The sequence below is a fragment of the Deltaproteobacteria bacterium GWC2_55_46 genome (assembly GCA_001595385.3).
Taxonomy (GTDB): domain Bacteria; phylum Desulfobacterota; class GWC2-55-46; order GWC2-55-46; family GWC2-55-46; genus UBA5799.
The window spans coordinates 1,709,618-1,735,783 of the sequence record LVEI03000001.1; the positions used below are offsets into that span (position 1 = coordinate 1,709,618).

General features: G+C 55.7%; 20 protein-coding genes. 12 read left to right on the forward strand and 8 right to left on the reverse strand.

From position 1 onward, the window contains the following. Nucleotides 1-6: 6 nt before the first annotated feature. The 7 genes from A2V21_308050 to A2V21_308080 all read left to right on the forward strand — a co-directional run bounded on the left by A2V21_308050 (nt 7) and on the right by A2V21_308080 (nt 8,907). Nucleotides 7-1,185 carry a hypothetical protein gene (locus tag A2V21_308050; GenBank protein OIJ74219.1) on the forward strand — a complete coding sequence of 393 codons (1,179 nt, stop codon included), beginning with the start codon at nt 7-9 and terminating at the stop codon, nt 1,183-1,185. 1 nt (nt 1,186) lies between these two features. Then, complete coding sequence (locus A2V21_308055) at nt 1,187-2,560, forward strand: hypothetical protein (protein OIJ74220.1); 1,374 nt, start codon at nt 1,187-1,189, stop codon at nt 2,558-2,560. Beyond that, nucleotides 2,557-4,053, forward strand: coding sequence for a hypothetical protein (locus A2V21_308060; protein OIJ74221.1), 1,497 nt, complete (start codon nt 2,557-2,559; stop codon nt 4,051-4,053). Before A2V21_308055 ends, A2V21_308060 begins: the two co-directional genes overlap by 4 nt. An 82-nt stretch (nt 4,054-4,135) precedes the next feature. Beyond that, nucleotides 4,136-5,296: a hypothetical protein gene (locus A2V21_308065; protein OIJ74222.1), complete on the forward strand. Its 1,161-nt coding sequence runs from the start codon at nt 4,136-4,138 to the stop codon at nt 5,294-5,296. Further along, nucleotides 5,296-6,210 carry a hypothetical protein gene (locus A2V21_308070; protein ID OIJ75110.1) on the forward strand — a complete coding sequence of 305 codons (915 nt, stop codon included), beginning with the start codon at nt 5,296-5,298 and terminating at the stop codon, nt 6,208-6,210. Before A2V21_308065 ends, A2V21_308070 begins: the two co-directional genes overlap by 1 nt. Before the next feature lie 131 nt (nt 6,211-6,341). Next, complete coding sequence (locus A2V21_308075) at nt 6,342-7,439, forward strand: hypothetical protein (protein ID OIJ74223.1); 1,098 nt, start codon at nt 6,342-6,344, stop codon at nt 7,437-7,439. Next, complete coding sequence (locus A2V21_308080; protein OIJ74224.1) at nt 7,423-8,907, forward strand: hypothetical protein; 1,485 nt, start codon at nt 7,423-7,425, stop codon at nt 8,905-8,907. Before A2V21_308075 ends, A2V21_308080 begins: the two co-directional genes overlap by 17 nt. Before the next feature lie 510 nt (nt 8,908-9,417). Here the strand turns inward: A2V21_308080 and A2V21_308085 are convergent. Together A2V21_308085 and A2V21_308090 are read right to left on the reverse strand one after the other, a co-directional pair. After that, nucleotides 9,418-10,623, reverse strand: a complete 1,206-nt coding sequence (locus tag A2V21_308085; GenBank protein ID OIJ74225.1) for a hypothetical protein — start codon at nt 10,621-10,623, stop codon at nt 9,418-9,420. An 18-nt stretch (nt 10,624-10,641) separates the two neighbouring features. Next, a complete protein-coding gene (locus tag A2V21_308090) occupies nt 10,642-12,843 on the reverse strand; it encodes a hypothetical protein (GenBank protein ID OIJ74226.1) in 2,202 nt (733 codons plus the stop codon). Between the two features lie 404 nt (nt 12,844-13,247). Between A2V21_308090 and A2V21_308095 the strand changes: the two genes are divergently transcribed. Next, complete coding sequence (locus A2V21_308095; protein ID OIJ74227.1) at nt 13,248-13,682, forward strand: peptidylprolyl isomerase; 435 nt, start codon at nt 13,248-13,250, stop codon at nt 13,680-13,682. A gap of 57 nt (nt 13,683-13,739) precedes the next feature. Here the strand turns inward: A2V21_308095 and A2V21_308100 are convergent, their stop codons facing one another. From A2V21_308100 to A2V21_308115, 4 genes are all read right to left on the reverse strand, one after another. Next, nucleotides 13,740-16,298: a hypothetical protein gene (locus A2V21_308100; GenBank protein ID OIJ74228.1), complete on the reverse strand. Its 2,559-nt coding sequence runs from the start codon at nt 16,296-16,298 to the stop codon at nt 13,740-13,742. Nucleotides 16,299-16,470: 172 nt separating this feature from the next. Continuing rightward, nucleotides 16,471-17,301: a Ku protein gene (locus tag A2V21_308105; GenBank protein ID OIJ74229.1), complete on the reverse strand. Its 831-nt coding sequence runs from the start codon at nt 17,299-17,301 to the stop codon at nt 16,471-16,473. Between the two features lie 138 nt (nt 17,302-17,439). Then, on the reverse strand, nt 17,440-18,423 hold the full coding sequence (locus A2V21_308110; GenBank protein OIJ74230.1) for a hypothetical protein: 984 nt from the start codon (nt 18,421-18,423) through the stop codon (nt 17,440-17,442). Nucleotides 18,424-18,540: 117 nt separating this feature from the next. After that, nucleotides 18,541-19,923, reverse strand: coding sequence for an MBL fold hydrolase (locus tag A2V21_308115; GenBank protein OIJ74231.1), 1,383 nt, complete (start codon nt 19,921-19,923; stop codon nt 18,541-18,543). 361 nt (nt 19,924-20,284) lie between these two features. On the opposite strand from A2V21_308115, the gene A2V21_308120 reads away from it, so the two are divergent. After that, complete coding sequence (locus A2V21_308120) at nt 20,285-20,464, forward strand: hypothetical protein (GenBank protein ID OIJ75111.1); 180 nt, start codon at nt 20,285-20,287, stop codon at nt 20,462-20,464. Nucleotides 20,465-20,730: 266 nt separating this feature from the next. Here the strand turns inward: A2V21_308120 and A2V21_308125 are convergent, their stop codons facing one another. Both A2V21_308125 and A2V21_308130 read right to left on the reverse strand, forming a co-directional pair. Then, nucleotides 20,731-20,994, reverse strand: a complete 264-nt coding sequence (locus A2V21_308125; GenBank protein ID OIJ75112.1) for a hypothetical protein — start codon at nt 20,992-20,994, stop codon at nt 20,731-20,733. A 305-nt stretch (nt 20,995-21,299) separates the two neighbouring features. Next, nucleotides 21,300-22,595 (reverse strand): hypothetical protein, encoded by a 1,296-nt coding sequence (locus A2V21_308130; GenBank protein OIJ74232.1) that lies wholly within the window; start codon nt 22,593-22,595, stop codon nt 21,300-21,302. Nucleotides 22,596-22,744: 149 nt separating this feature from the next. Here A2V21_308130 and A2V21_308135 point away from each other — a divergent pair, with 149 nt between their 5' ends. The 3 genes from A2V21_308135 (at nt 22,745) to A2V21_308145 (ending at nt 25,995) form a co-directional block, all read left to right on the forward strand. Continuing rightward, nucleotides 22,745-23,035 carry a hypothetical protein gene (locus tag A2V21_308135; protein OIJ74233.1) on the forward strand — a complete coding sequence of 97 codons (291 nt, stop codon included), beginning with the start codon at nt 22,745-22,747 and terminating at the stop codon, nt 23,033-23,035. Between the two features lie 141 nt (nt 23,036-23,176). Beyond that, on the forward strand, nt 23,177-23,962 hold the full coding sequence (locus tag A2V21_308140; GenBank protein OIJ74234.1) for a hypothetical protein: 786 nt from the start codon (nt 23,177-23,179) through the stop codon (nt 23,960-23,962). Between the two features lie 80 nt (nt 23,963-24,042). Then, nucleotides 24,043-25,995 (forward strand): amino acid transporter, encoded by a 1,953-nt coding sequence (locus A2V21_308145; protein OIJ74235.1) that lies wholly within the window; start codon nt 24,043-24,045, stop codon nt 25,993-25,995. Nucleotides 25,996-26,166 lie beyond the last annotated feature (171 nt).

The following is a 26,166-nucleotide window of genomic DNA, read 5'->3' on the forward strand; positions in this document are numbered from 1 at the left end:
AGGATAGTGGACAGGAAGAAGAGGGCGCTCGCCCTTATGCTTCATTACGCGCTCAGGCCGGCCTTCGATATACACAGATTATCACGTGGGTTGAGGGTAACCGGCGGGAGGCGTTTCGGCGAGATGAAAAAGGTGCTTCTCATCAGGATAGACGGGCTCGGGGACATGGCGATGTCAGCGCCGGTCTTCTCTTCGGTAAGGAAGGTCTTCCCGAACGCCAGGATAACGCTCCTTACGGCGAGCTGGTCAAGGGGCATCGCAGAGGCGCTCGAAGGGCTGGACGAGATAATCTGCTTCGACGCGCCGTGGATGGTGAAGGGGAGGATCGAGAGAAAAGAGAGCGTTTTGAAGGTCATCAGAAGATTGAGAAAGGAAAGGTTCGACCTTGCAGTGGACTTCAGGGGGGATTTCCGGAACAACATACTGATGTATCTCACGAAGGCTGAATACCGGGTCGGCTTCGACATCACGGGGTGCGGCTATCTCCTTACAGACGTTGTCCCGTGTGACAGCGACCATCACCCTACAAAGATGTGCCTCGCGGCGATGAAGTACCTGGCACCGGCATGTGAAATAGCTTCGGAGCACAAGCTTAAGACTACGGAAGCCGACAGGGGCTATATCCACGAATTGCTGGCTCGTAACGGGGTATATCCCGCCGGGGCACCGGTCGTAGTGATCCATCCCGGCGCCAAATGGGAGGGCAGGTGGTGGGAGGCGCGAAGGTATGCAGAGGTGGCGGACAGGCTGATAGAGGAGTACGGGGCAAGCATCGTCATATCGGGCGCGCCGGCAGACGTTCATCTGGCAGGGCAGATAGCGGGGCTCATGAAAAACAAGGCCGCCGTGGTAGCCGGGAAGACTTCACTGAGGCAGTTCCTGGCACTGCTTGATAGGAGCTGTCTTTTCATCGGTGTCGATTCAGGCCCCATGCACATGGCCGCCGCGATGGGGACAAGGGTGGTGGCCCTTTTCGGTCCGGCCCTCGCTCAGGCGGTCGGGCCGTACGGGAGCGGGCACATAGTGGTCACGAAGCAGAGGCTCTTCCCGTGCAGCCCGTGCGCCCAGACGGCATGCAAGATGGCCGATTTCAACTGCATGAAGGCGATAACGACGGAAGATGTCTGGGCAGCGGTCAGAGAGCAGATGGACGCTGTTATCCCGCGTAGAAGGCAAGGGGCGTAAGATGAGAATACTCCTCATAAGCGCGATAAACCCGCATATGGAATCTGAGACGAGATATCCGCAGCTTGGGCTCGGCTACCTTGTGAGCTACGCGAGAAAAAAGCTCGGCGCTGATACACACGAGTTCAAGGTGATAAATCGCGATATAGAGGAGGCGGTTGAAGAGTTCAGGCCGGATATCGTTGGCATAAGCTGTTTTTCATCTAATTACGGCATCGTAAAAAGGTACGCCGCGTTCTGCAAAGGAAAGGGCATACCCGTCGTCATAGGGGGCATACACATCTCGCTCCTGCCGGATTCGTTTACGAAAGAGATGGATATAGGCGCGCTGCATGAGGGCGAGGAGACCTTCGCAGAAGTAATCGAGCTCTATGACAGGACAGGAAGGTTCGACCCTGAAAGCTGCGCCTCGATAAAGGGGATAATCTATTGGGAGGACGGAAGGCTCAAGTTTACGGAGCGAAGGCCCCTTATAGATGACCTCGACGAGATACCGCGCCCGGCAAGGGAGCTTTTAAATGTAAGGGGAAGTCACCTTTCAATGTTCACCTCCCGCGGCTGCCCGTACCGCTGCGTATTTTGCGCCTCGAGCAGGTACTGGACAAAGACCAGGTTCGCCTCCGCCAGCTACGTGGCAGAGGAGATAAAGGAGCTTTACTACGACTACGGCGCCAAGATCATAAGCTTCTACGACGACTTATTTATAGTCAACAGGAAGCGGGTAAAAGAGCTGAGAGACATACTTGACGCCGAAGGGCTCCTTGGCAAGGTGAGCTTTTCCTGCTCCGCGAGGGCGAACCTTGTCGATGACGATATGGCAAGGCTCCTTAAGGACCTCAACGTCGTATCCGTGGCTCTGGGGCTTGAGTCCGGCCACCAGCGCGTGCTCAAATACCTGAAAGGCGGCAACATCTCGGTCGAGGCCAACAGGAGCGCAGTCGAGCTGCTCGCCAGGAACGGCATAACGCCGAACGCCGCCTTCATCATAGGCTCCCCCGACGAGACAAGAGAAGAGATGATGGCCACATATGATTTCATCAGGTCCGTGCCTTTAAGGAACTTCAACGTGTACGTGATGACCCCGCTTCCAGGCACCCCTGTCTGGGCAGAGGCTGCCGGGAAGGGGCTTATCCAAAAGGACTTTGAGGACTGGGCGAGCCTGGACGCGGTCCATTTCTCAAAACATTACAGGAAGGCGATAATCGTGTCAGAGACCATGTCGAGGGAAGAGATCCTCAAGGTCTACAGGAAGTTCCAGCGCCTGCGGTACTGGGTCTTCTTTAAAAACGTCCACCGCCACCCGTTCGTAAAGGACGTGCCTAGGATGACGTTAGCCCTGGCAAGGGAAAGGATACTGGGGATGGTGAAAGGATGAAGATACTTCTTATAGACCCGCCATTCTACAGGTTCATAAAGTACTTTAACCGCTTTTTTCCTCTTGGGCTTGCCTATCTCGCGGCCGTTATGCGCGAGCTGGGCCATGAGGTGTCCATATACGACGCGGACGCAAATGTGGAGAGGGCTGAGGAGATGGATTTTTCAGCCCTTGAGGAGAGCTACCCTGTATACATAAAGCGCCTGAACGACCCCCTTGACCCTGTCTGGGAGGAGATGCGCAGCACGATACGGTCGGTGGGGCCGGACCTGGTCGGCATCAACGCCTATACGACCAGGGTAGCCTCCGCGTTCAGGACCGCCAGGATAGTAAAGGCGCTCTTCCCCGGTGTACCGGTAGTCATAGGGGGGCCGCACCCGTCTGTTAAGGCAGAGGAGTCGCTCGATATCTGCCCGTCGATCGACTTCGCTCTCCGGGGAGAAGGGGAACGTTCTTTCGCCGGGCTCGTAGAGTGCCTGGAAAAAAAAGGCGACCTGAGGAGGATAAAGGGGCTGAGCTACAGGGGGGAGGGGGGGATCATCCATAACCCGGCCGTAGAGTTCATCGAGGACCTCGACAGCGTTCCTTATCCCGCGAGGGACCTCCTTATAAATAAAGGCTCGTACACGCCCGAGGACATGGGGCTCATCATGACCGGGCGCGGATGCCCGTATGAGTGCACCTTCTGCTCGTCGAGCGGGGTGTGGAACAGGCGCGTAAGGGCCAGGTCTCTCGGCAACGTGCTCGGCGAGATACGCAGGGTTAAGGCCCAATACGGCACCGTCCAGTTCAGCTTCAAGGACGACACCTTTACCCTGGATAGAAATAGGGTGAAGCATTTCTGCAGGGCGGTCCTGGACGAGGGCCTCAAGATAAATTGGGACTGCAACGTAAGGGTAAACCTCGTTGATTATGCTCTTCTCAAGCTGATGAAGTCCGCCGGGTGCAACGGCATCAAGATGGGGATAGAGTCCGGGAGCGACCGGGTATTGAAGGAGGTAATGAAAAAGGGCACGACGATAGAGCAGATAAAACGGGCGGCTCAGATAGCGCGAAAGGCCGGCATACACTGGACAGGCTACTTCATGATGGGCCTTCCGACAGAGAGCAGGGCTGAGATGATCGATACGCTGAAGCTCCTTCACGATATAAGGCCGGACTTCGCTTCCATTTCCGTCTATGAGCCGTTTCCCGGTACCGGCCTTTTCAGGACCGGGGTCGCCTCCGGCCTCGTGGCCGAGAAGCGCACCCTTGACGATTACTGCTCCATATCCCCGAAGTACTACTTCATGAAGGACCAAAACAGGCGCATAGATAGCATGACCGACGAGGAGTTCAGGGAGATGGAGCGGTTCATAAAGGAGAGCTTCCGAGATTACAACCGCTCCTTTTCGCGCATCTTCAAGAGGGCAAGGTCGCGAAGCGCCCTGTACCTCACAGAGCCCGCCGCGCTCTGGGGGGATTTTCAAAAGTTCATCGCGTGGATGAGGTGACGTTTCGTCATATTGACAGGGGCTGAGGCCCAGAAAGGAGACAGCCGGGATATGCGACAGCATGGACAAAAATCGATAATCGATGAAACAAAAAGGCGCAAAGACCAGGCGTGTACTCGTTACAGGGGGCGCGGGCTTCATCGGCTCTCACCTCGTTGACGACCTCGTCGCCCTTGGCCACGAGGTCACCGTTATCGACAACCTCGACCCTCAGGTCCACCCCGGAGGCCGCAGACCCGGGTACCTCAACAAGGGGGCGAACTTCATCGAGGCTGATATCAGGGACCCAGGCGTCCTCGAATCAGCGCTTCCGAAGACTGAAATATTATTTCATCTCGCGTCTTTGACCGCGGTAGGACAGTCGGCTTACCAGATAAACCGCTATGTGAACAACAACGTGCAGGCCACGGCCAGGCTGTGGGACCTCCTGGCCAATACCTCCCATTCGGTCCGCAAGGCCGTACTTGCCTCGTCGCGCGCGGTATACGGCGAGGGCATCTGTTTTTGCCCAGCGTGCTCGAAGGAGTTTGTGGCCTCCCCGAGGCTCGAGACCGACCTGAAAGACGGGATATGGGGCGTAAGATGCCCCGGCTGCTCCGGCTTTACCGAACCGCGCCACGTCCACGAAGGCATACCCCCTGTCCCCGCCTCCATCTACGCCATCACGAAGAGCACGCAGGAGGAGATATCCATCTGCTGCGCCAGGGCCATGGGCCTTCCAGCGGCGGTGCTCAGGTTCTCGAACGTCTACGGGGACAGGCAGTCCATGTCGAACCCTTACGTGGGCATATCATCGATATTCGCCTCCCGCGTTGTGAACGGGGAGCCGGTCGAGGTCTTCGAGGACGGCCACGAAAGCAGGGACTTCATATACGTAAAGGATGTCGTGCAGGCATGTCTTCTCGCGATGGAAAGCGACAAGGCCGATTACGAGGTCTTCAACGTAGGAAGCGGAGAGGTGATAAGCGTCCTTGCCCTTGCGAAGAAGATCATCCGCGAGCTGAAATCTGACGCCCGGCCTGAGATAAGCGGCAGATACAGGGTAGGGGACATCAGGCACCTGTGGATGGATATCTCAAAGATAAAAAATGTGCTCGGCTTCTCCCCCGCTTATTCATTTGACCGCGGGATGAGCTGCTTCATGGACTGGGTGCAGGCGGAAAGGCCCGACGACATTTACGGGAGGGTCAGGGAAGCCTGCAAAAAGGCAGCGGATACCAAACCAATGCGGGCCTGCACATGATAGACGCGTCTATAGTAATAGTGTCTTACAACAGCAGGGAGTATACGGAACGGTGCCTTAAGTCCATCTACGACAACGTAAAGGGGCTTTCCTTTGAGGTCATATGCGTTGACAACGGATCAAAGGACGGCTCTGCGGACATGATACGGAAAAAGTTCCCGCAAGTTGTCCTTTACGAAAGCAGGTTGAACATCGGCTACTCCAGGGGCAATAACCTCGGGCTGAGGATGAGCGCCGGGCGCTACGCGGTCCTCCTTAACAGCGATACCGTGATCCTCCCCGGGGCGCTTGAGACGGTAATCGAGTTCATGGAAAGGAACAGGGACGCGGGCGCCGCCAGCCCAAAGCTCCTCAATCCGGATGGCTCCATCCAGTACTGCGTGCGCACCCTTCCGGACATAAAGACCGCGGTATTCCAGAGCCTGGGATGGCACAAGCTCTTCCCGCGCAGCAGGATAACCGCCAGGTATTATCGGACCGACCTGGACTATGAGAAGGTCCTGTCGGTCGATTCGATAGGGACGACCTGCTATGCGATAAGGAGAGAGGTGCTTGAAAGGGTAGGCTTTCTCGACGAGGCTTTTTTCATGTACAACGTCGACCTTGATTATAACAAGAGGATAAAGGATGCGGGCTTCAATATCTACTACCTCCCGGAGGCGAGGATAATACATTACGGGGGCATAAGCGTAAACCAGAACAACATACGCGGCCTCAAGGAGCAGCACCAGGGCATGTGGCTCATGTACAAGAAGCATTACTCGCCGAGGCGCCCGCCCGTGACAAACGCCTTCGTATACGCCGCGATCCGCATGCGGCTGAGCGCAAAGCTCCTCCTGGCGCTCATAAGTAGCGACAAGCGGGTCATAAAAGGCCCCGGTGCTCCGCGAAGCGGGAAAGGGACCGCTCCCTGAAAAGAGATCCCGTGCGCCTGGTACGGGGTCATAAGCGAGAAGGTTACTGAAAACTCTACCCTTGTTAGAAGCAAAGCGTTCAGCGCGACCGTCAACTGTGAGTAACCCGAAGCAAAGGCGGTTACGCCACGATGGTCATATCAGTTTTTATCGGAGCGTTCCTGATATCGTTTCTGGTCCAGTTCTGTTTCATAAAACACAGCTCGCTCCGTTGCCTCTTCAACGACTGTGAGCAGACACCCAAGCCGCAGAGGTTCCATTCAGAGCCCACCCCGAGGTCGGGGGGGCTCGGGGTCTTTGCCGCCTTCGCCGCCACAGGGCTTGCGCTGGCGTTAGCGAGAGGCGGGGAGATCGGCTCGGTCTTGCCATTTATAGTCCTCGCCTCCATTCCGGCTTTCCTCGCCGGCATCTGCGAGGACTTCGGCATGAGCATCAATCCGAGGCTGAGGCTCGCGATGATAGGCGGGGGCGGGGTGCTTGCCATGATTTTGCTCCAGGTGAGTCTCAGTAACTTCGAGATCTTCAGGCTCCCGCACTGGATAGCGGTGCCTGTTACGGTGCTGGCCATAGCAGGGGTCACAAACGCCATAAATATAATCGACGGTTTCAACGGCCTGGCCTCAGGGGTCGCGTTGATAGCTCTCATCTCTTTCGCGTCCGTCTCCGTCATCTGCGGCGACCAGCTGGTGCTCGCGCTCTCTTTAACGCTCATGGCCTCGCTGCTCGGGTTTTTCGTCTGGAACTTCCCGAAGGGCAGGATCTTTCTCGGCGACGGCGGGGCCTACTTTACGGGCTTCATGCTGGCCATAATATCCATCATGCTGGTAAACAGGAACGCCCCGGCGGAGTTCCCAGCCTATCTTGGCGCTCACGCGTCGAATTACGTCTCTCCATGGTTCCCGCTCGTAGTCATATCCTATCCTGTATTCGAGACCATCTTCTCCATATACAGGAAGAAGTTCAAAAGGGGAGGGTCGCCTTTCGAGCCTGACAGGGTCCATTTTCACATGCTGGTCTACAAGCGCGTGACCAAGAACAACCCCATGACATCGGTCTACCTGTGGGGCATAGTCATCTTCTTTAACGCGGTCGCGATCCCCGCTCACAACCTGAATTTCGCCCTCATCCCGACCTTCATAATCTTCTCCGCGACATACGTATATCTCTACAGGAAGATAGTGAGGTTCAGGCGCCGTGGCGTTAAAGAGGCCTATGCGCAAAGGTCCTGAGCGCGTGATGGCGCGGACGTCTCTTTTTCTGCTGGTAATATTCCTGGCGCTTGCCTCAGAAAGCGGCTCCGCTACATCCACGAACGTGCCTGTAGGGAGCCCTATATACGACGGCCTTGAAAGGCTTGAGGTAAAGGGTCTCCTGGGCGGGGGTATCTTAACGACAAAGCCGATTTCGAGAGGCGAGGTGGCAAGGCTTGCTCGGGAAGCGGAGAAGCTTATCAAAGATGGCGCGCGGGAGGCAGGCCCGCTCAGCATAGTAGAGAGTTTAAGGCGTGAGCTTTCATTTGAGATGAGCCGTGGTGGTGACAACCTGGGCGGCGGCTTCTATCTCAAAACATCATACAGAGATGGCAGGGCGAGTTTCGCCTCCATCAACGATAATGGGTACGTCCCTGAAGATGGGGCTGGCCTAAGGGGCGGGGCCGTACTGAGGGGCGGCCTTTACGATACCGCGTCGCTATACCTCAACCCCGAATACCGTCTGGATGAAGAAAGGTCAGAAATCGAGCTTCTGCATGGCTATGCGGTCATCAACATCGGGAATCTGGAGCTTCTTATAGGCAGAGACTCGATCTGGTGGGGGCCGGGCCGCCATGGTGGGCTTATAATGACAAATAACGCAAAGCCGTTTGACATGGTCAAGGTCTCATCGCAAAGGCATTTCATCCTCCCGTGGGCCTTCAAGTATCTCGGAGTGCTGCGCCCCGCCATCTTCCTCGCCCGCCTTGAGGAAGAAAGGGATTACCCGCACGCCAACCTCCTCGGCATGAGGGTCGATCTCAAGCCTGCGCCATATCTTCAGGCGGGGCTTTCGAGGGTGATCATGTTTGGCGGAGAGGGCAGAAAAGCCTTAACCCCCTCCGACTGGGCAAAGGTCTTTATCGCCTCAGACGGCGCCGAGCACGCCGATTCGCCCATAAACGGGAACCAGATAATCGCCCTCGACCTCTCTTACGTCTACGTCAACAGAAATAGGTACATCCCTTTTGCGGGCGTGAAGCTTTATACCGAATGGGGCGCGGAGGACTCTTCCGGCAATACCAAGACACCCTCAGGCAGGGCCAATATATACGGGATGTATATGGACGAGCCATTCCGTCAGAGCGGAGTCGACCTTCGGGTCGAATGGGCCAATACCGCCAGGAGCGCGAGATACGGCCCTTATTGGTATACGCACGGGGTCTACACCTCAGGCTACACCCATGAGGGGCGCGTCATAGGACATCACATGGGGGGAGACTCAAGGGACCTATTTCTCAGACTTCAATATCATATGCCGAGGGCTACCTTAGGTGTCGAGGCTGATATCGAAAGGTCGGGAGTACATTCAACGCCCGATGATAAGAGATGGCTGGGCTTTGACGTCTCGTATGATGGTGATGGCCTTGATCTGCGAGGCAACGTGGGGTTTGAGGACAGCCCTGGCAATGTCTTTATTGGGCTTGGGATCGCTCGCGAGTTCTGACGTGTGTCAGGCTGCTGAAAAGGCCAATCTGCGGCGTCGTCTTCAAAACGGTAAAAGCGGCGTACCAGCAGGATGTTGAAAAAGTCCATCCAGGACTTTTTCAACTACGATTTGGCCTGAGTGAATCAGTTCAAATTCTACAAATTGCACGGCTTTTCAAGTCTCGCAATCTGGCAATCCGTCCATGGATTGCTTTAGCAGGCTGTTTTTCAACAGCCTGCCAGAAAAGTACGCCTCATTCCTCATTTTTGAAGATTCCCAGCTTCCGCGGGAATCTGCTACATGTAATGGAAAAGACAATCATTGCATTTCGCTCGCTTGATCTCGCAGTAAACTGCGAGGATTGCTCGCGGGCATGTTCGACTCCTTGCATCCTGATCTTTTTGAGCAGCCTGAATGTGATCTTGAGGACAATCGATGGGCAAGAGGTAACAATGTTACCTCTTGCTAAATAGACGGATTCAAACAAGTGTTTGCGGCAGGTTTTTCGGCAACCCGCTAAGACGCGTTTTAAGCCTGCCTCTGCTTCAAGCCCGCGTGCTTCCTTATCTCATCGAGCACGCCCCTGTTCCCCGGGTCTTTTGAGACCTTGCGGGCGTATTCGACCAGAAAGGAGCCAAATACCGAGGCTATAAAACCGGAAAAGGCGGCGATGGCAGCCATTACGCCCCTTTGAGGCCGCTCCTTTCTCTCGGACGCGACCGCCAGGTCGAGGACCTGAATGGTCACCGCCTCCCTTGCCTCGTCCAGTCGGGCCATCTCGTACTGCCTGGACAGTATCTCGAAGAGAGTTTCGTTGTATTTCAGCTCCCTTAGTTTCCTTACATGTCCAGTGCCCAGTTCTGGGAAGCTTTTGGTCGAAAGCAGAAGGTCGTGCTTGCCTGTGCCTCCGGCCTCTATCTTCGTGAGGGCATTTTTCATGCTCCTTATCTCTTCAGCTACCCTCTGCAGGTCCGGGTTCCTGGGCGTCGTGTAGCTCTTCATCACATCGAGCTCCACCTCTTTTGCCGATATTTTGGACTTGAGCCAGGTGACAGACTCTATGACGGCCTCGGCCTGCTTCTCAAGCTTTACCACGCCGGTCCTCTGCTGAAAGGCGCGCATCGATTCTTCGGCGGCGATAAGGCTCTCTTTGACCCGTTTAAGCTGCTCCTCTACGAAAAGCCGCCGCTTGGCCGCCTCGGTCACGGCAAGGTCCTTTGTAAGTTCCTTGAGCTCCTCAATGAAGGCGTTCGCCATCTTAGCCGCCCTCTGAGGGTCGGTATCTTCGACGGAAACAGAGATTATGCCGTCTTTTGAGCTGCTTACGGATACGTGCTCTGAAAGTCTTTTGCGCGCGTCCTCCCTGAAGCTTACGCCGTATAGCTCCATGAGGGCGAACCTGTCTATTACGCGCTCAGAGAGGGTCCTGCTCCGCAGTATGCCAAGGTATACGTCGTTCGGGTTCTTTAAGCCCACCGCCTTGTCGAGTAGCGATGAGACCTCCCCTACCGCAAGGACCTGTTGGTTGACGGCCTGCTGCGGCGGGAGTATCCTGGTCTCGGCCCTGTATGACGGGCTTATGAGAAAGCTCGCGGCAAAGCCCGCGAGGCCGCAAAAAAAGGTCGCTCCGGTTATTACCCGTTTTTTCTTCAGGACTATCGCCGCGTAATTGAGCAGGTTTATATCTCCTGCCCTGCGTGGCGGCCGGCTTGAGTTTTTCCTTTGGTCAAGCATTACCAGTTCTCCCGAGCGTCAGAAGGCGACTAACAGTACCCCTGCAGAGACGGCTATCTGATAGAATATCTGGGAGATGTCTTTGATCTCCCTCATCCAAGCTGTTTTATCAAGCCTGTCAGGGACTATTACCGTGTCTCCAGGGTCAAGGCCGGTCCCCCGGCTCCAGAATGCCCCTCCACCTGGTTTGAACGCCCGCCCGTCAGCCTTAAGCACATAGACCCGCCCGGTATCGGCGTTTTCGGTGTACCCGCCGGCCATGTCGATATAGTCAGAGATATAGGTACCTCTATCAAAGATAAAAGCGGTCTGGTTGTATACCGACCCGATGACCTGGACGCTGTTTGGCGTCCTGGGCACATGCAGGCTGTCGCCGTCTTCCAGTGTTATGTCTGAACCCGCGCCATTGGGGCCGTCAAGCCTGATGACCATCCGCCCGTTTGCCTTGATATTCTTGAGCTTCGCTATGAATTCTTTCTTCTGGTTTAACTCATACTCCGATATCTTCGCGTTCTCCGGCGTAAGCATGGTAGAGCTGTCAACGGCCCCTTTCCCAAGAAGCTCCATCTCAAGCCTGTCCACCATCTCGTCTATCTGTTTTTGCTGAAGCTCCCTTACGAACTTCCTTGTGAAGATAGCGCCTTCGATGTAGGCCTCGCCAGTTGTGCCGCCCGCCCTCTTGATGAGAGAGGAGAGGCGTTCTCCTTTTTCGATCATGTAAGTGCCAGGGAACCTGACCTCGCCGCTTATCTTGACCACGCGGTAAAGCTCCCATTCCGGCACCGTCTTTACGGAGATGAAGTCGTTCTCCTGAAGGATGAAATCCTTATCACTCGCCCCGGAGAGCGCGCTCGCCAGGTCTATCGAAAACTTCTCCGTTTCGGGCCCTTTCTCCGTGACCGTGACCCTTGTGAGCTCGGCTTCTTTCGTGTACGCGTAATACTTGAGCCCTCCTGCCATTGAAACCAGCTCCCTCAGGCTCATCCCCTGCTTATAGCCGTATTCCCCCTGCCCGTGGACAGCCCCTGAGACCCTGACCACCCTCCTGTCCTGGAAGACCGGAAAGATCCTTACGAGGTCGCCGGCATTGAGCTTAAGGACTGCGCCGTTTGCATCCTCGAGAGATGATTCGACGACTACCTGCCTTCTGCCGCCGTCTATGCGCTCTATCTGCACCCTTCCCTTGAAGGCCAGCGGGCTCAAGCCCCCCGCAAGCGAGATTAGCTCTGGGATGGTGGACTCGTCCTTCAATTCATATATGGCGGGGTTTGTCACGCTGCCTGTTATGGCGGCCTGCGGTCCAACAGGCGGTATGAATATCACGTCCTCGGCTTTAAGCCTTTCGTCTTTTACCTTGTCCCCCTTCAGGAAGAACTCGTACAGGTCGAGATGGGCTACGGTCTTCCCGTTCCTCTTAAGCTGTATGTCCCTCATAGACCCGGTCTTGAGCGGGCCTCCGGCGGCGAAAATGGCGTTTACCAGGGTTGAAAGGGATGAGACCGTGTAGGCCCCTGGCTTCTGCGCGCCCCCAACCACATAGACGGTCATCGAGCGGAGCGGCCCAAGGGAGACGTTCAGATCGAAACCTGTGTAGTAAAGAGAGAACTCTTTTTTGAGGAATTCCTTCAGCTCGTTGAAGGACAGGCCCGTGACGTTTAACACGCCGAGCTTGGGGAGGGTGATGTTCCCGTCCCTGTCGACCGTCAGGCGCCACTGCCCCTCGACCTTTCCCCAGACGCTTATTCTTATCTCGTCCCCGGGGCCAAGGACGTAGTCGGCGCTTACGGGTATTTTTTCGGCTGGCGCGAAGGTGGAGGGGGGCTGGCTGAAGAGTGCGTAGCCGAACTGTCTTATCTCTTTACTCTCCTGCCTGCGGACATATTGCTCAAATTCGGATAGCTCCGGCTCTTCTTCAGGGTCGGCCTTTTCGTCATTACGGTTTTTTTTGACGGCAGGCTTTTCATCGTCCTTCTGCTTTTGTTCCCTGACCTCAGCCCCTTTTGGTTTTGGCTCGTCTTTGAAAGTAGCAGACTCTTGCCCTGACAGAGAGAAAAAATCAGGGCTTTTTTGTTCCTTTTTCTCGATTGCAGCTTCTTTTTTTTCTTCCGAAAGTGCCTGTTCGGACGCCGGTGCTGACACAGACGCCAACAGAAGGAGGATCAGGCAAATAAAGGCGTATTTGCCGAAAAGAGAAATCGACGGGTTATGAGGGATGAGCACCTTGTTACCGCTTGAATGGAATTGCTCAGGTGCTTAAGTCCAGGATGGGTATATAAAGTCTAACCTTTTTTTTCAGGATGTCAACCCTAAATTGAATTTTTTTGCTAATTCTTTTCAGGTAATAGGAGTGTTGTGAAAATATGCAGTAAATTTATATGGTTGCGTCATTTGTTTTTAAGGCACGAATTTCATCAGTTCGTTACATTTTTTGCAGGCCCCGATAATATGGTCACCACTAAATACAGGGGATGGCATGGTATTTCCCCCTGGAACGTGATAGGTTGACCGTCGCGCCTTGACAGTACTTTGGCCCGCGGTCAAAATAAGATAAGGACAAAAAGGGAGATTTACGCCGAGCGGCCTTGAGGCGTTTGGCCTGTAAATAAAGTTTTGTGGAGGGAAAGATGGAACAGGCAAAGCAAGGCGATGCCGTAAAGGTGCACTATACCGGCACCCTTGATGACGGCACCAGGTTCGATACTTCCGAGGGGAGCGACCCCTTGCAGTTCGTGATAGGGGAGGGGATGCTCATCCCGGCCTTCGAGCAGTCTGTAGTTGGCATGAACCCCGGCGAGTCAAAGGAGCTGCATATAGCGGCTGAAGAGGCCTATGGGCCGTACATGGATGAGCTGATACTCGAGGTGGACAGGAGCCAGATACCGCAGCATATCGAACCTGATGAGGGGACCCAGCTCCAGATAACCCAGGACGACGGCAGCTCTACGGTAGTCAAGGTCGTAAAGCTTACGCAGGATAAGGTCTATCTTGACGCAAACCACCCGCTTGCGGGCAAGGATCTCATCTTCAAGATCGAACTGGTCGGCATAGTGAATCACTGAAGATTAAGGGAGGCCGGGTAAAACCCGGCTTTGGTTTTTTTTGAGGATGGGCTGATCTCAGCGCGATACCTTCTCCTTCATCTCTTCAGTAATAGCCTGCCTTATATCAAAGTACCCTTGCCAGGGGTCCTTTGTATCCCGTATCCTTTCCCTTATATTCGCGAGCGTAAAGGAGCCGGGCCCCACTCGCATAAGCTCATCCCACGTTAGGGGCGAAGCTACAGGCGCGCCCTTTTTGGCCCTTGTCGAGCAGGCCTCTATCGCGGTAGCCCCGCGTATGTTCCTCATATAGTCTATGAATATCTTCCCGGCCCTCCGGGACTTTGTCATCATGGAGGTGAACCTTCCCGGCAGCCCGCTGGAGATAAGCTCCGCGACAGCCTTTGAGAAGGCCTTGACCTCGTCCCAATCAAGGATAGGCTCAAGCGGGACTACGACGTGGAGCCCCTTGCCGCCGGTTGACTTCACAAATGACTTAAGGCCAAGCTCGACGAGAAGGTCCCTTATAAGGTATACCGCCTCGACGAGCCTTGCCCATTCGACACCCGCATCCGGGTCTATATCGAATACTATCCTGTCCGGGCTTTCGATTTTCACATATCGGCTGTTCCATGTGTGCACCTCAAGGACTCCGAGCTGTACCAGGGCTATTATCCCCTCTGGCGAGTCCACCATCAGATATTCCGCGGGGGTGCCGTCGTTCTCCGTGACCTTTACCCGTTTTATCTCAGGCGGTATGTTCTGGTCGGTATGCTTCTGGAAGAAGCACTCCTTGTCATAGCCCTCAGGGCAGCGCACAAGTGTAAGGGGCCTTCCTATGAGGTGGGGGAGCATCAGCGGGGCTGCCTCTTCGTAATACTCGATGAGGTCGCGCTTCGTGAAGCCGTCTTCAGGATAGAATACCCTTTCGGGGTTTGTGACGCGGACGGCCTTTATGAGGCGCCCGGGCCCGGGCTCCGGCGGCGGGGTAGCGGCAAGCCCTTCTTCGGCCGGGCCTATCGCCTCCGTCAGTCTGCGGGGCTCTTCGTGGACCACCTCCTGGGCGCTCTTGTCCTCTCTTAGCCCCTGGAACGACGGATGGCGGAGCACCCCGTCCCTTGTCCATTGCGTGTACTCGACCTCGGCTACAAGCTCAGGCCTGACCCAGTGGACGCCTTTAGCCTCGGCCCCTGCGGGAGGGTTGTGGAACGCCGGTCCCGGCTCTTCTATTTCCTTAAGCCTCTTCCATATCTCCGTTATAGAGCGTTCATTGAAGCCGGTTCCGACCCTGCCGCTGTAGATGAACCTCCCAGCCGCGTCGAATACACCGATAAGGAGCGCGCCGAAGCCCTTTCTGCCTCCGCCAGGTTCTGTAAAGCCGCCTATCACGAACTCCTGTCTCTCAAGGCATTTGACCTTGACCCATGAGCTCGTCCGCCCCTGCACATAGGGCGCGTCCCTTCTCTTCGAGATAATCCCCTCAACGCGGTAGCCGCAGGCGTTCTCGAAAAAAGCCTCTCCGTTGCCTTCGATATGTTCACTGAAGCGCAGGATGGACCTGTCAGCCTTCACGGATCTAAGGAGCGATTGAACGAGTAGCTTCCGGTCGATAGTCGGCGAGCCCTCAAGCGAGTAGCCGTTATAATAGAGGGCGTCGAATATGATATAGATAAGCCCCGTGTCAGAACCCTCGGCGAGAGCGTGCTGAAGCCCCTCGAAGCTTGTGGAACCGTCCTTATCGATTGAGACCACCTCTCCGTCAAGCCATCCTTCTTCGAGAGGAAGCCTTGATAAGGCCTTCGCTATCGTGGGGAATCTTGCGGTCCAGTCGTTGCCATTACGGGTAATGAGGCCCACGCGCCCTCTTTCGACCCTGGCGAGTATCCTGTAACCGTCGTATTTTATCTCGTGGAGCCAGTCCTCTCCCGCTGGGGGAGTATCGATCTGTGTGGCAAGCTCCGGCCGGATGGCCGGGGGCATGGGGGCCTTCACGGGCCGCGTGCTTGCCGGGAGTATTTGTCTGTGCTCTTTCGCGCCGCTCCATATGCCCTGGGGGAGGGCAGCTACGTCCTCGACCGTTCGGTCGCTATCAACGCTCTTTGGCATCTCGGCCGTAATCTCTCCATCCTTCGAAGCCTCTTCGTCCTGCTCCTTGATGAGAAGCCAATCTTCCTTATCTTCGCCCGGGCCGCCGCCCATTCTTACGAGGGCCCACCTGCCCTTGAGCTTCCTGCCGCTTAAGATGAACTTCAGCGCGCCTTTCCTTAAGCCCTCAACCGGGTTTTCTTCCGGTATCCAGAAGCCCCTGTCCCACAATAATACCGCCCCGCCGCCGTATTCTCCCCTTGGTATGACGCCTTCGAAGGCAGCGTACTCGGCAGGGTGGTCTTCTACGCGCACGGCAAGGCGCTTGTCATCAGGGTTAATGGACGGGCCTTTTGGCACAGCCCAGCTCTTTAGTACTCCGTGGAGTTCAAGACGGAGATCGTAATGGAGGGTGCGGCTTGAATGCTTCTGTACAACAAAGACACCGGCGCCCTTGTTGCCGCTTACGCCGCCTTCAGGCTCCGGTGTGCGGGTGAAGTCCCTTTTGCCGCGGTAGTCGCCAAGGCTGTCGCTCTCATCTGCTCTTGCCATTTGCGGCCTGCTGGATATTAGCCGGGTATTGTCATCGCGAGGAGTGTTTCTTGCGACGAAGCAATTTCAGCCGTTGTTTATATAGAGACGAGATCGCTTCCCGCCACGACTTCGCTCGCGGCTTCGGCTCACACGCTCGCAATGACGGTAAAATGGGTTTTTTCGCAGCCAGTCAACCGCCGGAGGCCTTCCGGGTTTTTACCTTTGCGGCCTCGGTCTCCTCTATGCTCTTTTTAAGGAGCGACATGAGGTCTATGACCTCGGCTTTGGGGCGAGCCGGGATCACCTCTTCGACCTTGGCCGTCTCCCCTGCCGCGACCTTCTGTTTAATGTAGGAGAGTAGCTCTTTTCTATATGTGTCGCGGTACTTCCGCGGCTGCCAGCCGCCTATCATCGATTCGATGAGGCGTTCCGCCATCTCAAGCTCTTTGCCGGTCACGCCAAGTCTTTTCAGGTCCTCTTCCGGCACGTCCAGCTCCAACGGGTCTTTTATCTCATCCACGTACCTTACGAGGTCAAGCACAAGGACCTTCCCGTATGGGATGACCGCGCCGATATACTCCTTCGAGTGGATGACCACCTTTGCCACCCCCGCCTTGCCGGTCTTCTTGAGCGCCTCTCTTAAAAGAGCATAGCCCTTCTCGCCCCTGCCCACCGGCGCGAGGAAGTATGGTTTCTCGAAAAATACGGGGTGTATCTCAGAGGCGTCCACGAAGTCGAGTATCTCTACCGTCTGGGTCGCCTTCGGGTTTGCGCGCTTGAAGTCCTCTTCGGTCAATACGACGTACAGGCCGCGGTCGAACTCATAGCCCTTGATCATATCTCCGGGGCCTACCTCCTGGCCTGTCCTCTTGTTTATCTTCTTGTATCCGATGGGGGAAAGGTCGTTCTTGTCGAGGAGGTGAAAGTCGAGCCTCTCCTCCTTGCCTTCGGCTGTAAAAAGGCCGACAGGTATATTGACAAGGCCGAAGCTTATGCTTCCTTTCCAGATGGGACGGGCCATGGCAAAACCTCTTCTCTTGGCCGCATGAGAGGCTTAAGGGGCGAATCTATTTTGATTGTATTGTAAAACAGGGGGGAGTCAAGTAAGGGGGTAATGGGTCAGGGGTTTTTTGCTGGAGTTCAGGGTTTAACCCTGAACTCACGGTTGAGCCTTTCTCAGGTAGAAGCAGGCCATGTCGCCTTTGCCGGTTTCATTCAACTCCATGGCCTTTAGCCTGAAGCCCCTGAGCGTCGCCTTGTCAAAGGGCTCGTTCTTGCGCAAGTACCCCTTATGCTCTTCGATAGGCACACCGGCCCTGCATAATTCGCTGCCGACGAACTGGAACTCCCATGAGTCGTAGACGGTCTTGAAGACTTGAAGCCCGTTTTCAGCGGCAAGGAGCCTTATGCTCTCTTCGGAGTGCAGATAGAGGTGCCTCGGCGGGTCGAGCTGCACCCAGTCCGCGCCGTACTCATCCCAGGCAAGCGAGGTGCCCATGGGCACCCTCACCATGGCGGTCCCTTCGTCCTTTAAAAGCCTGGTTATATGACCGAAGGCCTCATGCTGGTCTATCATGTGCTCGAGGGAGTGGTTGAGCATCATGAAGTCGAAAAGCCCGCGCCCCGCGAGGTCGCCCATCGAGCCCTTCCTTATCCTGAGGCCGTTTGGGTAGGTTATGTCCTTGTCCAGGAAGGGCTCGAGGCCCATCGCCCCCCTGAACCCCTCCTTTGCTACCCTCAGGAGAAGCTCGCCGCTTCCGCAGCCTACATCGAGTATGGCCGAGCTGAACGTGGCGTTGCCCGTGACGAACCATTCGTGGTGAGTGGGAAGGGTGAATATCTTCTTCAGGCGTTCATGCCAATTCTTCCTGAAAGCGACCCTGGCGGCGGAGCGCCTCAAAAGCCCTTTCAGGAAATTGTCGGCCCGCTTTCTCTCTGGTGCCGCCTTGAGCGAATAATATTCAGAGGTGTAAAGGCCGCTTGCGTCTGATGGCATGTCGAGGTTCTGCAGGCAGCCGCAGGAGGCGCACTTGAAATATGTATACTCAATACGCTCTGTGCCCCGTAAGTCCCTGACCGTCCAGGCCTGGTGAGGGCCGAGGCTGCCGCAGATGCGGCATGGTTTTTCTGAAGTCTGCTTCATCATCCTGTTTCAATGGCTGAGATATCAAGAAGAACGAGCGCAAGGATACCACGCCCGTTGTTATCGGATGGCCTTATGTTTATTGTTGGGTTAGCGGAGCGCAACCCAACAAAAACCCTATATCTCCACCGTCTCTCCGTCCTTTGGCCGGTGGGTGTTGAAGCCGTACTTCTCCTTCACGAGCTTTGAGAATGACTCTGCCGATTCGTCCTCGCCGTGGACGATGAATATGGTCGGGGTGTCGTCAAAGGCCGAAAGCCATTCAACGAGCTCTTCCCTCCCGGCGTGCGCCGAGAAGCCGTTGATGGTATATATCGAAGCCCTCACCAGTACCTCCTCGCCGAGGACGTTTACCGACCTGGCCCCGTCGATTATCCTCCTGCCAAGAGTGTTCTCCGCCTGGTAGCCAACGAATATGACGCTGCACTCCGACCTCCAGAGGTTGTGCTTCAGGTGGTGCTTGATCCTTCCGCCCTCGCACATGCCGCTTCCGGCGATGATGATGTTGCCGGATTTCAACCTGTTGAGCTTCATCGACTCTTCAGCCGTTCTCACGAAGTGGAGCCTCATCGAGGTATCGGACTGCCGGGTCGTAAAAAGCCTTCTCGCCTCGTCGTCGAAGCATTCGGGGTGGGCCACATAGACCCTCGTGACCTCCTCGGCAAGCGGGCTGTCGAGGTAGACGTCGATTCTATAGAGCCTGCCCTCGCGCACAAGGTTATTTATGATGTACAAAAGGTCCTGCGACCTGCCCACGGCGAAGGAGGGGATGTAGACGTTCCCGCCCTTTCTAAAGGTCGTTTTGATGGCGCTCACAAGCTCGTTTATCGATTCGGCAAGCGGCCTGTGCGACCTGTTGCCGTATGTCGATTCCATAACGACATAATCGGCCATGGAAGGGGCAGAGGGGTCTTTTATGATGGGGTTCCCCTTCTTCCCGATATCCCCTGAGAAGACTATCTTCTTCTCTTTGTCACTGTCCTGATACCATATTTCAAGAGAGGCGGAGCCGAGTATGTGCCCTGCGTCTAAAAACCTGAACTTCACCCCGCCGCCGAGGTGATATATCTTGTTGTACTCCTTGACCTCGAAGAGCGGCAAGACCTTCTCAACGTCCTCGGTGGTATAAAGGGGCTGGGCGGGCGGCCTGCCGGTGCGCATGGCCCTTCGCGTGAGCCACTCGCTGTCGCTCTCCTGGATGCTGGCCGCGTCGTAGAGCATCGGCTCAAGGAGGTCTTTTGTGGCCGCCGTGGATATTACCTTCCCCATGAAGCCGTCCCTTACCGCCTTCGGGAGCATGCCTGAATGGTCTATGTGCGCGTGGGTTACGAAGATGAGGTCAAGCTCGGCGGGGTTGAAGGGGTAGGGGTTCCTGTTCAGCTCATCAGAGCCGTTTCCCTGGTGGAGGCCGCATTCCACAAGAAACTTGAACTTCCCGACCTGGAGATGATAGCAGGAGCCGGTTACGGTGCTTGCCCCGCCTACAAACGTTAGCTTCATACTGGCCCCCGAACAGGCTGCTCCAAAAGTCCATCTGCTTTGTTGGCTTCAGAAGCCGGCTACTACGGCGTACCAAAGAAGTACGCCGCATTCCTCACTCCCCGGTTTAATGGGGCTCTCGCATATGGAGCTTTTTGAGCAGCCGAACAAAGTCTCTGTTTTTCAGCAACCTGCTAAGAAATAAGAGCCCCAGTATAGCATTTTCAGAGTGTCTTTTGGAGACAAAAAGCGGCAGATCCCTCGTAAAACCGGCCCGGGGGTTGACTGATTCTTGAAAAGATGTCCTAATTTATATAGGTGGATCAAGCCCTTGTGGCGCTCTGCCGGGCAGATGACCTTTTATGAGGAGGGATGGAAGCTGATGCAGATGGAGAAGGTAAGAGAGAAGGCGAAAAAGCTGGGGTTAAAGACGGCGAAGATGAAAAAGCAGGAGCTCATAAGGGCGATACAGAGCGCGGAGGGCAACTTCCCCTGTTTCGGCACGGCTGAAGGTCACTGCGACCAATCGGGCTGCTGCTGGATCGAGGACTGCGTAGAGTAGTTTCGAAGCAGAAGTGAAAATTAGAAAGGAGGTGCGCCATGCCTACCGATCCTGTCTGCAAGATGGAGGTAAGCGTTAAAGAGGCAGAGGCTACGGCCGAGTACAAGAACAAGACCTACTATTTTTGCAGCGAGGCATGCAAGGATGCCTTCGAGAAGACACCCGACCGCTTCGTGAGAAAGACGGCCTGAGCAAAACGGCAAGAGACAAAAAAAGCGCGACCTGATGCGGGCCGCGCTTTTTATAAAAGATAAGGCGTCTCGGGGCTATACAGGCTCCACGCCCTCTATCTCAGGGGCAGCTTTCCTGACCTGTGCCTCGACCCCGGACTTAAGGGTCATCGAGGCCGAAGGGCATCCGCCGCAGGCCCCTGTAAGGCGCACCTTCACGACCATCCGCTCCTCGTCTATTTCCACAAGCTCCACATCCCCGCCGTCAGCCACAAGGTGCGGCCTCACCTTGTCGAGGCCTGCAAGCACCTTCTTCTTAAGCTCCTCTCCCCTGGCAACAGGGCCCTTGAGCTTTTTTATGTTCACGACCCATTCTGAAGGACCTTCGGTAACCGGTTCCCAGGTGTATTTGCCGCTCTGCTCTGATTCGAGCTGATACTTGAGCATCCTTGGGTCGTGGTCGTTCGTTATCTGAAGGACCTCATCCGCCTTTAGCCCTTCCCATTTGTCGAATATGAGGGGATGGCGCTGGAACATGGGTGTCTCCCTCAGGTCGAGCTTTAAGATAGTGTCTGACATCTATTTCTCCCTTTGCGATATTCCCCTACAATATACAATATTTCGGGGGAAGGGTCACATGATTATTGTGAAGGGATTGTGGAAGGTTACGCTGTGAGGTAGGCTTGAGGGAAGCTTATTTCATCCGGCCTTTTGGAGTTCGTTATCCACTTGCCGTCAGCCGTAAGGTCTGCCACAACGGGCTTGGGGAAGGGGACCTGTTCCCTGTCGGATATAAGAAGGACCACCGGCTGGAGCGGATGGGCATGGTTTATCATCTTGACGATGGCGTTCTCCCCGGTATTGAGCTCTACCAGAGTGCCTATGGGGTAGACGCCCAGGCATTTTATGAGCCTCTCGACCATTTCGGGGTCGAAAAACGACCCGCGCATCTGATAAAGCCTCTTGAGCGCGTCCTCACGCGGCATGCCAAGCTGGTATACCCTGTTGCTTGTCATGGCGTCGTAGACGTCCGCCACGGCCGCTATCCTGCCGAAAAGGCCGATATAGTCCCCCGCGAGGCCGCAGTAGTAGCCGCTGCCGTCATAGCGCTCATGGTGCTGGGTCACGACCTCAAGCGACTGTTCGCTTAAAAAGCCCATGCCGGAGAGAAATTCGCCTCCAAGCTCGGCATGCCTCTTCATGAGCGAGAACTCCTCCTCGGTAAGGCGCCCAGGCTTGTTAAGCACATGGCTCGGGATGAGCATCTTTCCGATGTCGTGGAGTATGGCCCCGAGCCCAAGCTGGTAGAGGCTCTCTTTGGAAAGTCCCATGTGCCTGCCGAGGGCGAGGGAGAGTATGCAGACGTTCACGCAGTGGGCGAAGGTGTAATCGTCAAAGCTTTTAAGCCGTGCGAGGCTTGTCAGGGCGTCCTGGTTCCTCATGACCGAATCGACCATCTTTCCGACGGTCTCTTCGACCTTCCCTGATTCTATCTTCTTACCGACCCTGGCGTTCTGGAGAAAGCCCCTGACCAGCTGCTCGGCCTCATGTCTTATCTCCTTGGCCTCGACGAGCTCTTCTTCGAACTCCGTGCAGGCGGAAGCTCCGCCGTCCGGGGCGCAAATCGAAGGCGCGGCCTCCTCTTTTTCACATGGCGCCCCAAGCGCGGCGCTCTCATCTGTCACCATGCAGACGAGGAAGGCATTCTCGTCCCGCTCGCCTTCTGAAGGCTCCGCGATGTCGGCCTCGGTCTGCCCGGCGGCCTCAGCGGAAACTGCCGGCATCTCGTCGTTTACGGATATGTAGACGCTGGCGTAGCCCTTCGCGCGTATCCTTTCAAGGTCTTCCGCGGAATTGATAAGGATATCGTTCATAAGGAATACCGGGCTGCAGCCGCTTCTTTCCATGCCGCAGACATACATCCCTTTATCGATATCTTCTATGCCTATTTTTTTTATCATCTTGTGATTTTAGAGGGTTCTCCCGCCTATTCATGTTATCGGCAGGGCATGGAAAACCTTTAGCCCTAAATTGACACTGCCCGGAACCGGGCTATACTTTACATTACGGGGTAAAGTAAGGAAAAACATAATGAAAGGGGGATGTACAAATGGCTATAACGATGCCAAAGATACTAAGCTGCACTGTCCTTGAATGCGCATATAATAAAAACAGCGAATGCCACACCCTGGCTATAACAGTGGGCGACGGCGGGCACGCCTCTTGCGACACCTTCTTCAAGGCCGGCAACAAGGGCGGCGCGGACGTGACCGGCGGCGTTGGCGCGTGCAGGGCTTACGAGTGCTCCTTCAACAAGGGGTTTGAGTGTACGGCCTCAGGCATAAACGTCTCCCACCACAGCGAGCACGCTGACTGCAAGACCTTCTCGCCCAGGAAATAAGCGCTCCCCAATAGATAAAAGGCTGAAGGTCATTCCTTCAGCCTTTATTTGTTTGCATGAAATCAGGAAAGGCGCGCATTGTATGTCCCTTTCTTATGAGGGGCTTTATCCAGCCACGCTTTCATGATATAGGTTCCTTTCATGGGAAGGATAATAACTCTTACCACGGATTTCGGGCTGAAGGACCCCTACCAGGGGGCCATGAAAGGCGCCATCCTGACGGTTGCCCCCGGCGCCAGCATAGTCGACATAACACATCTCGTCGAGCCTGGCAACATACTCGAGGGCGCGTTCGTGCTCCTTGGGGCCTGCCGGTATTTCCCTCCAGGGACCATACATGTGGGGGTTGTCGACCCCGGCGTGGGTGGGGAAAGAAAGACAGTGCTCATCGAGACCGGCAGATATATCTTTGTCGGCCCGGACAACGGCCTGTTGAGCCTTGCCGCGCGAGAGGACGGCATAAAAAGGGTTTTAGAGCTTAAAAATAAGGATTTTTTCAGAGAAGAAGTAAGCGACACCTTTCACGGCAGGGACATCTTTGGCCCGGTGGCGGCCCACCTGAGCATGGGCGCCGCCATTTATGAAATGGGGCAGGGGATAGACGATATAAGGGCGCTCGACCTGCCCAGGCCTGTGACCGGGGGCGGGGATATAAAAGGCGAGGTCATCTATATCGATTCTTTCGGGAACCTCATCACCAACATACGGCGCGAGGAGATCCCGGCTTCCAGGGCCGAAACTATTGAGGTGCTCGTAAAAGGGTTCGCGCTGAAAGGGATCAAAAGGACGTACAGCATGGAAGAGCAGGGCTCGCCTCTGGCCCTCATCGGCAGCACCGGGTTTCTTGAGATAGCCGTAAACTCCGGCAGCGCGTCAAGGACGCTCGGCGCGCATGTCGGGGAGAGCGTGCTTTTAAGGACAGGATGAAATAAAAATAGCCGGTCTGCAGCCATAACCCCTCTTCTGCTATCCTTAGGGTATATCCTTGAGTGACGGGGGCGTACCCTATGGCTGAAGGAAAAAAAAGGATCAGAAGGAAGCTTTTCGGCCCGCCCAAGCAGCTGACCGAGTCTGTCTTCCAGAAGATATCCCTCATACCTTTGCTTGCGTGGGTCGGCCTCGGCGCGGACGGCCTCTCATCTTCGGCTTACGGCCCTGAGGAGGCGTACAAGGCCCTTGGCGAGCACGCATATCTCTCGATCGCGCTGGCGGGCGCGGCGGCCTTTACCGTCTTCGTCATCTCCTACGCGTATTCGCGCATAATAGAGCATTTCCCACACGGCGGCGGCGGTTACATAGTGGCAACAAGCCTCCTGGGGGAGAAGGCCGGCGTGGTCTCCGGAAGCGCCCTGCTGGTCGACTATGTCTTCACCATTACGGTCTCTCTTGCCGCCTGTTCTGACGCCATCTTCAGTTTCCTTCCAGCCGGGATGCACAAATACAAGGTGATCTTCGCCGGGGTCCTCATCATCCTTCTTATGGTCATGAACATAAGGGGGGTGAAGGAATCTATCTTCGTCCTCACCCCCATATTCATGGTATTCATCTCGACGCACGCGCTCCTCCTCGTAGACGGGCTTTATACCCATTACGACCGCTTCGGGGTCCTTTTAAGCGACTTCTCCACCGGCCTGTCTTCAGACCTGTCATCCGTCGGGTTCTGGGGGGTGGCCGCGGTCCTGCTTCGGGCCTACTCTCTCGGCGCCGGCACATATACAGGGATAGAGGCGGTCTCCAACGGCCTCCCGATAATGCGGGAGCCGAAGGTGAGGACCGGAAAACGCACAATGGCCTACATGGCCCTTTCTCTCGCCTTCACCGCCGGGGTCCTCCTCATAAGCTATCCCCTGATAGGCGTTCTCCCGGTCGAGGGGATGACGCTCAACGCCGTCCTCGCCGAAGAGCTTTACGGCGACTGGCCCTTTGGCGTGGGCCTTGCCTTCATAACCATCTTCTCGGAGGGGGCGCTCCTTCTTGTGGCGGCTCAGGCCGGTTTCACCGACGGGCCGCGCGTCATGGCCAACATGGCCGTAGACTCGTGGCTGCCCCACAGGTTCTCGGCCCTGTCCGAGAGGCTCAGCATGCAGAACGGGATAGTCCTCATGAGTGTAGCCGCACTCGCGGTGCTCATATATACGAACGGTTCGGTATCGGCGCTCGTGGTGATGTATTCGATAAACGTCTTCATAACATTCTCCCTTTCCCAGCTCGGCATGTCCCGCTTCTATATAAAAAGGAGAAAGACCGACAGAAAATGGATTCAGCACCTGAGCGTCCATGCCGTTGGCTTCATCCTCTGCGCCACTATCCTTGTAATAATGTCCTTTGAGAAGTTCCTCGATGGAGGGTGGCTGACCCTGTTCATAACCGGGGCTGTCATAGGGCTCTGTTATGTGATCCGGTCCCATTATCAGAAGGTAAGGACAGGGGCCGCCAAGCTCGACGAGATACTCATGGGCGTACCCGTCTTCGGGCCCATAAATACGGATCCGCTAAACCCCAGGGAGATGACCGCCGTGCAGCTTGTGAACGGCTTTAACGGCTTCGGTATTCATACGCTGCTGTCGACCGCGTCGAACTTCCCGCAGATGAAGAACTTCGTCTTCGTATCGATAGCGGTCATAGACTCCGGCTCGTTCAAGGGGATAGAGGAGGTAGAGGCGCTCAAGGCCTCCGTCAGGAGCTCGCTTCAGCAGTATGTCGAGCTTGCGAGGAAGCTCGGCTTCCCTGCTGAGTACAGGATGGGCGTGGGCACAGACGTAGTGGAAGGCGTAGAGGAGATAAGCAAGGGGCTTTCCGCCGAGTTCAAGAGGATGATGGTCTTTACGGGGCAGCTCACATTCAGGCTCGAGAAGTTCTACCACAGGCTCCTGCATAACGAGACCGCCTTCGCCATACAGAGGAGGCTACAGTGGAGCGGTATCACGACCATAATACTTCCGATAAGGGTGCAGGTGTAGGCTACTCCTGTTTGACACTCGCGCGCTTAGGTGGTAATTTTTCCCCATGAACCATTCCGCCTGCATCGACATAAGCTCAAAGGGCTTTGCCGACGTCATCGACATCACCCCGAGGGTGGAGGCGGCCTTGCGTGAATCAGGGCCGAGGAAGCGGCGGATAGTCGTGCAGGC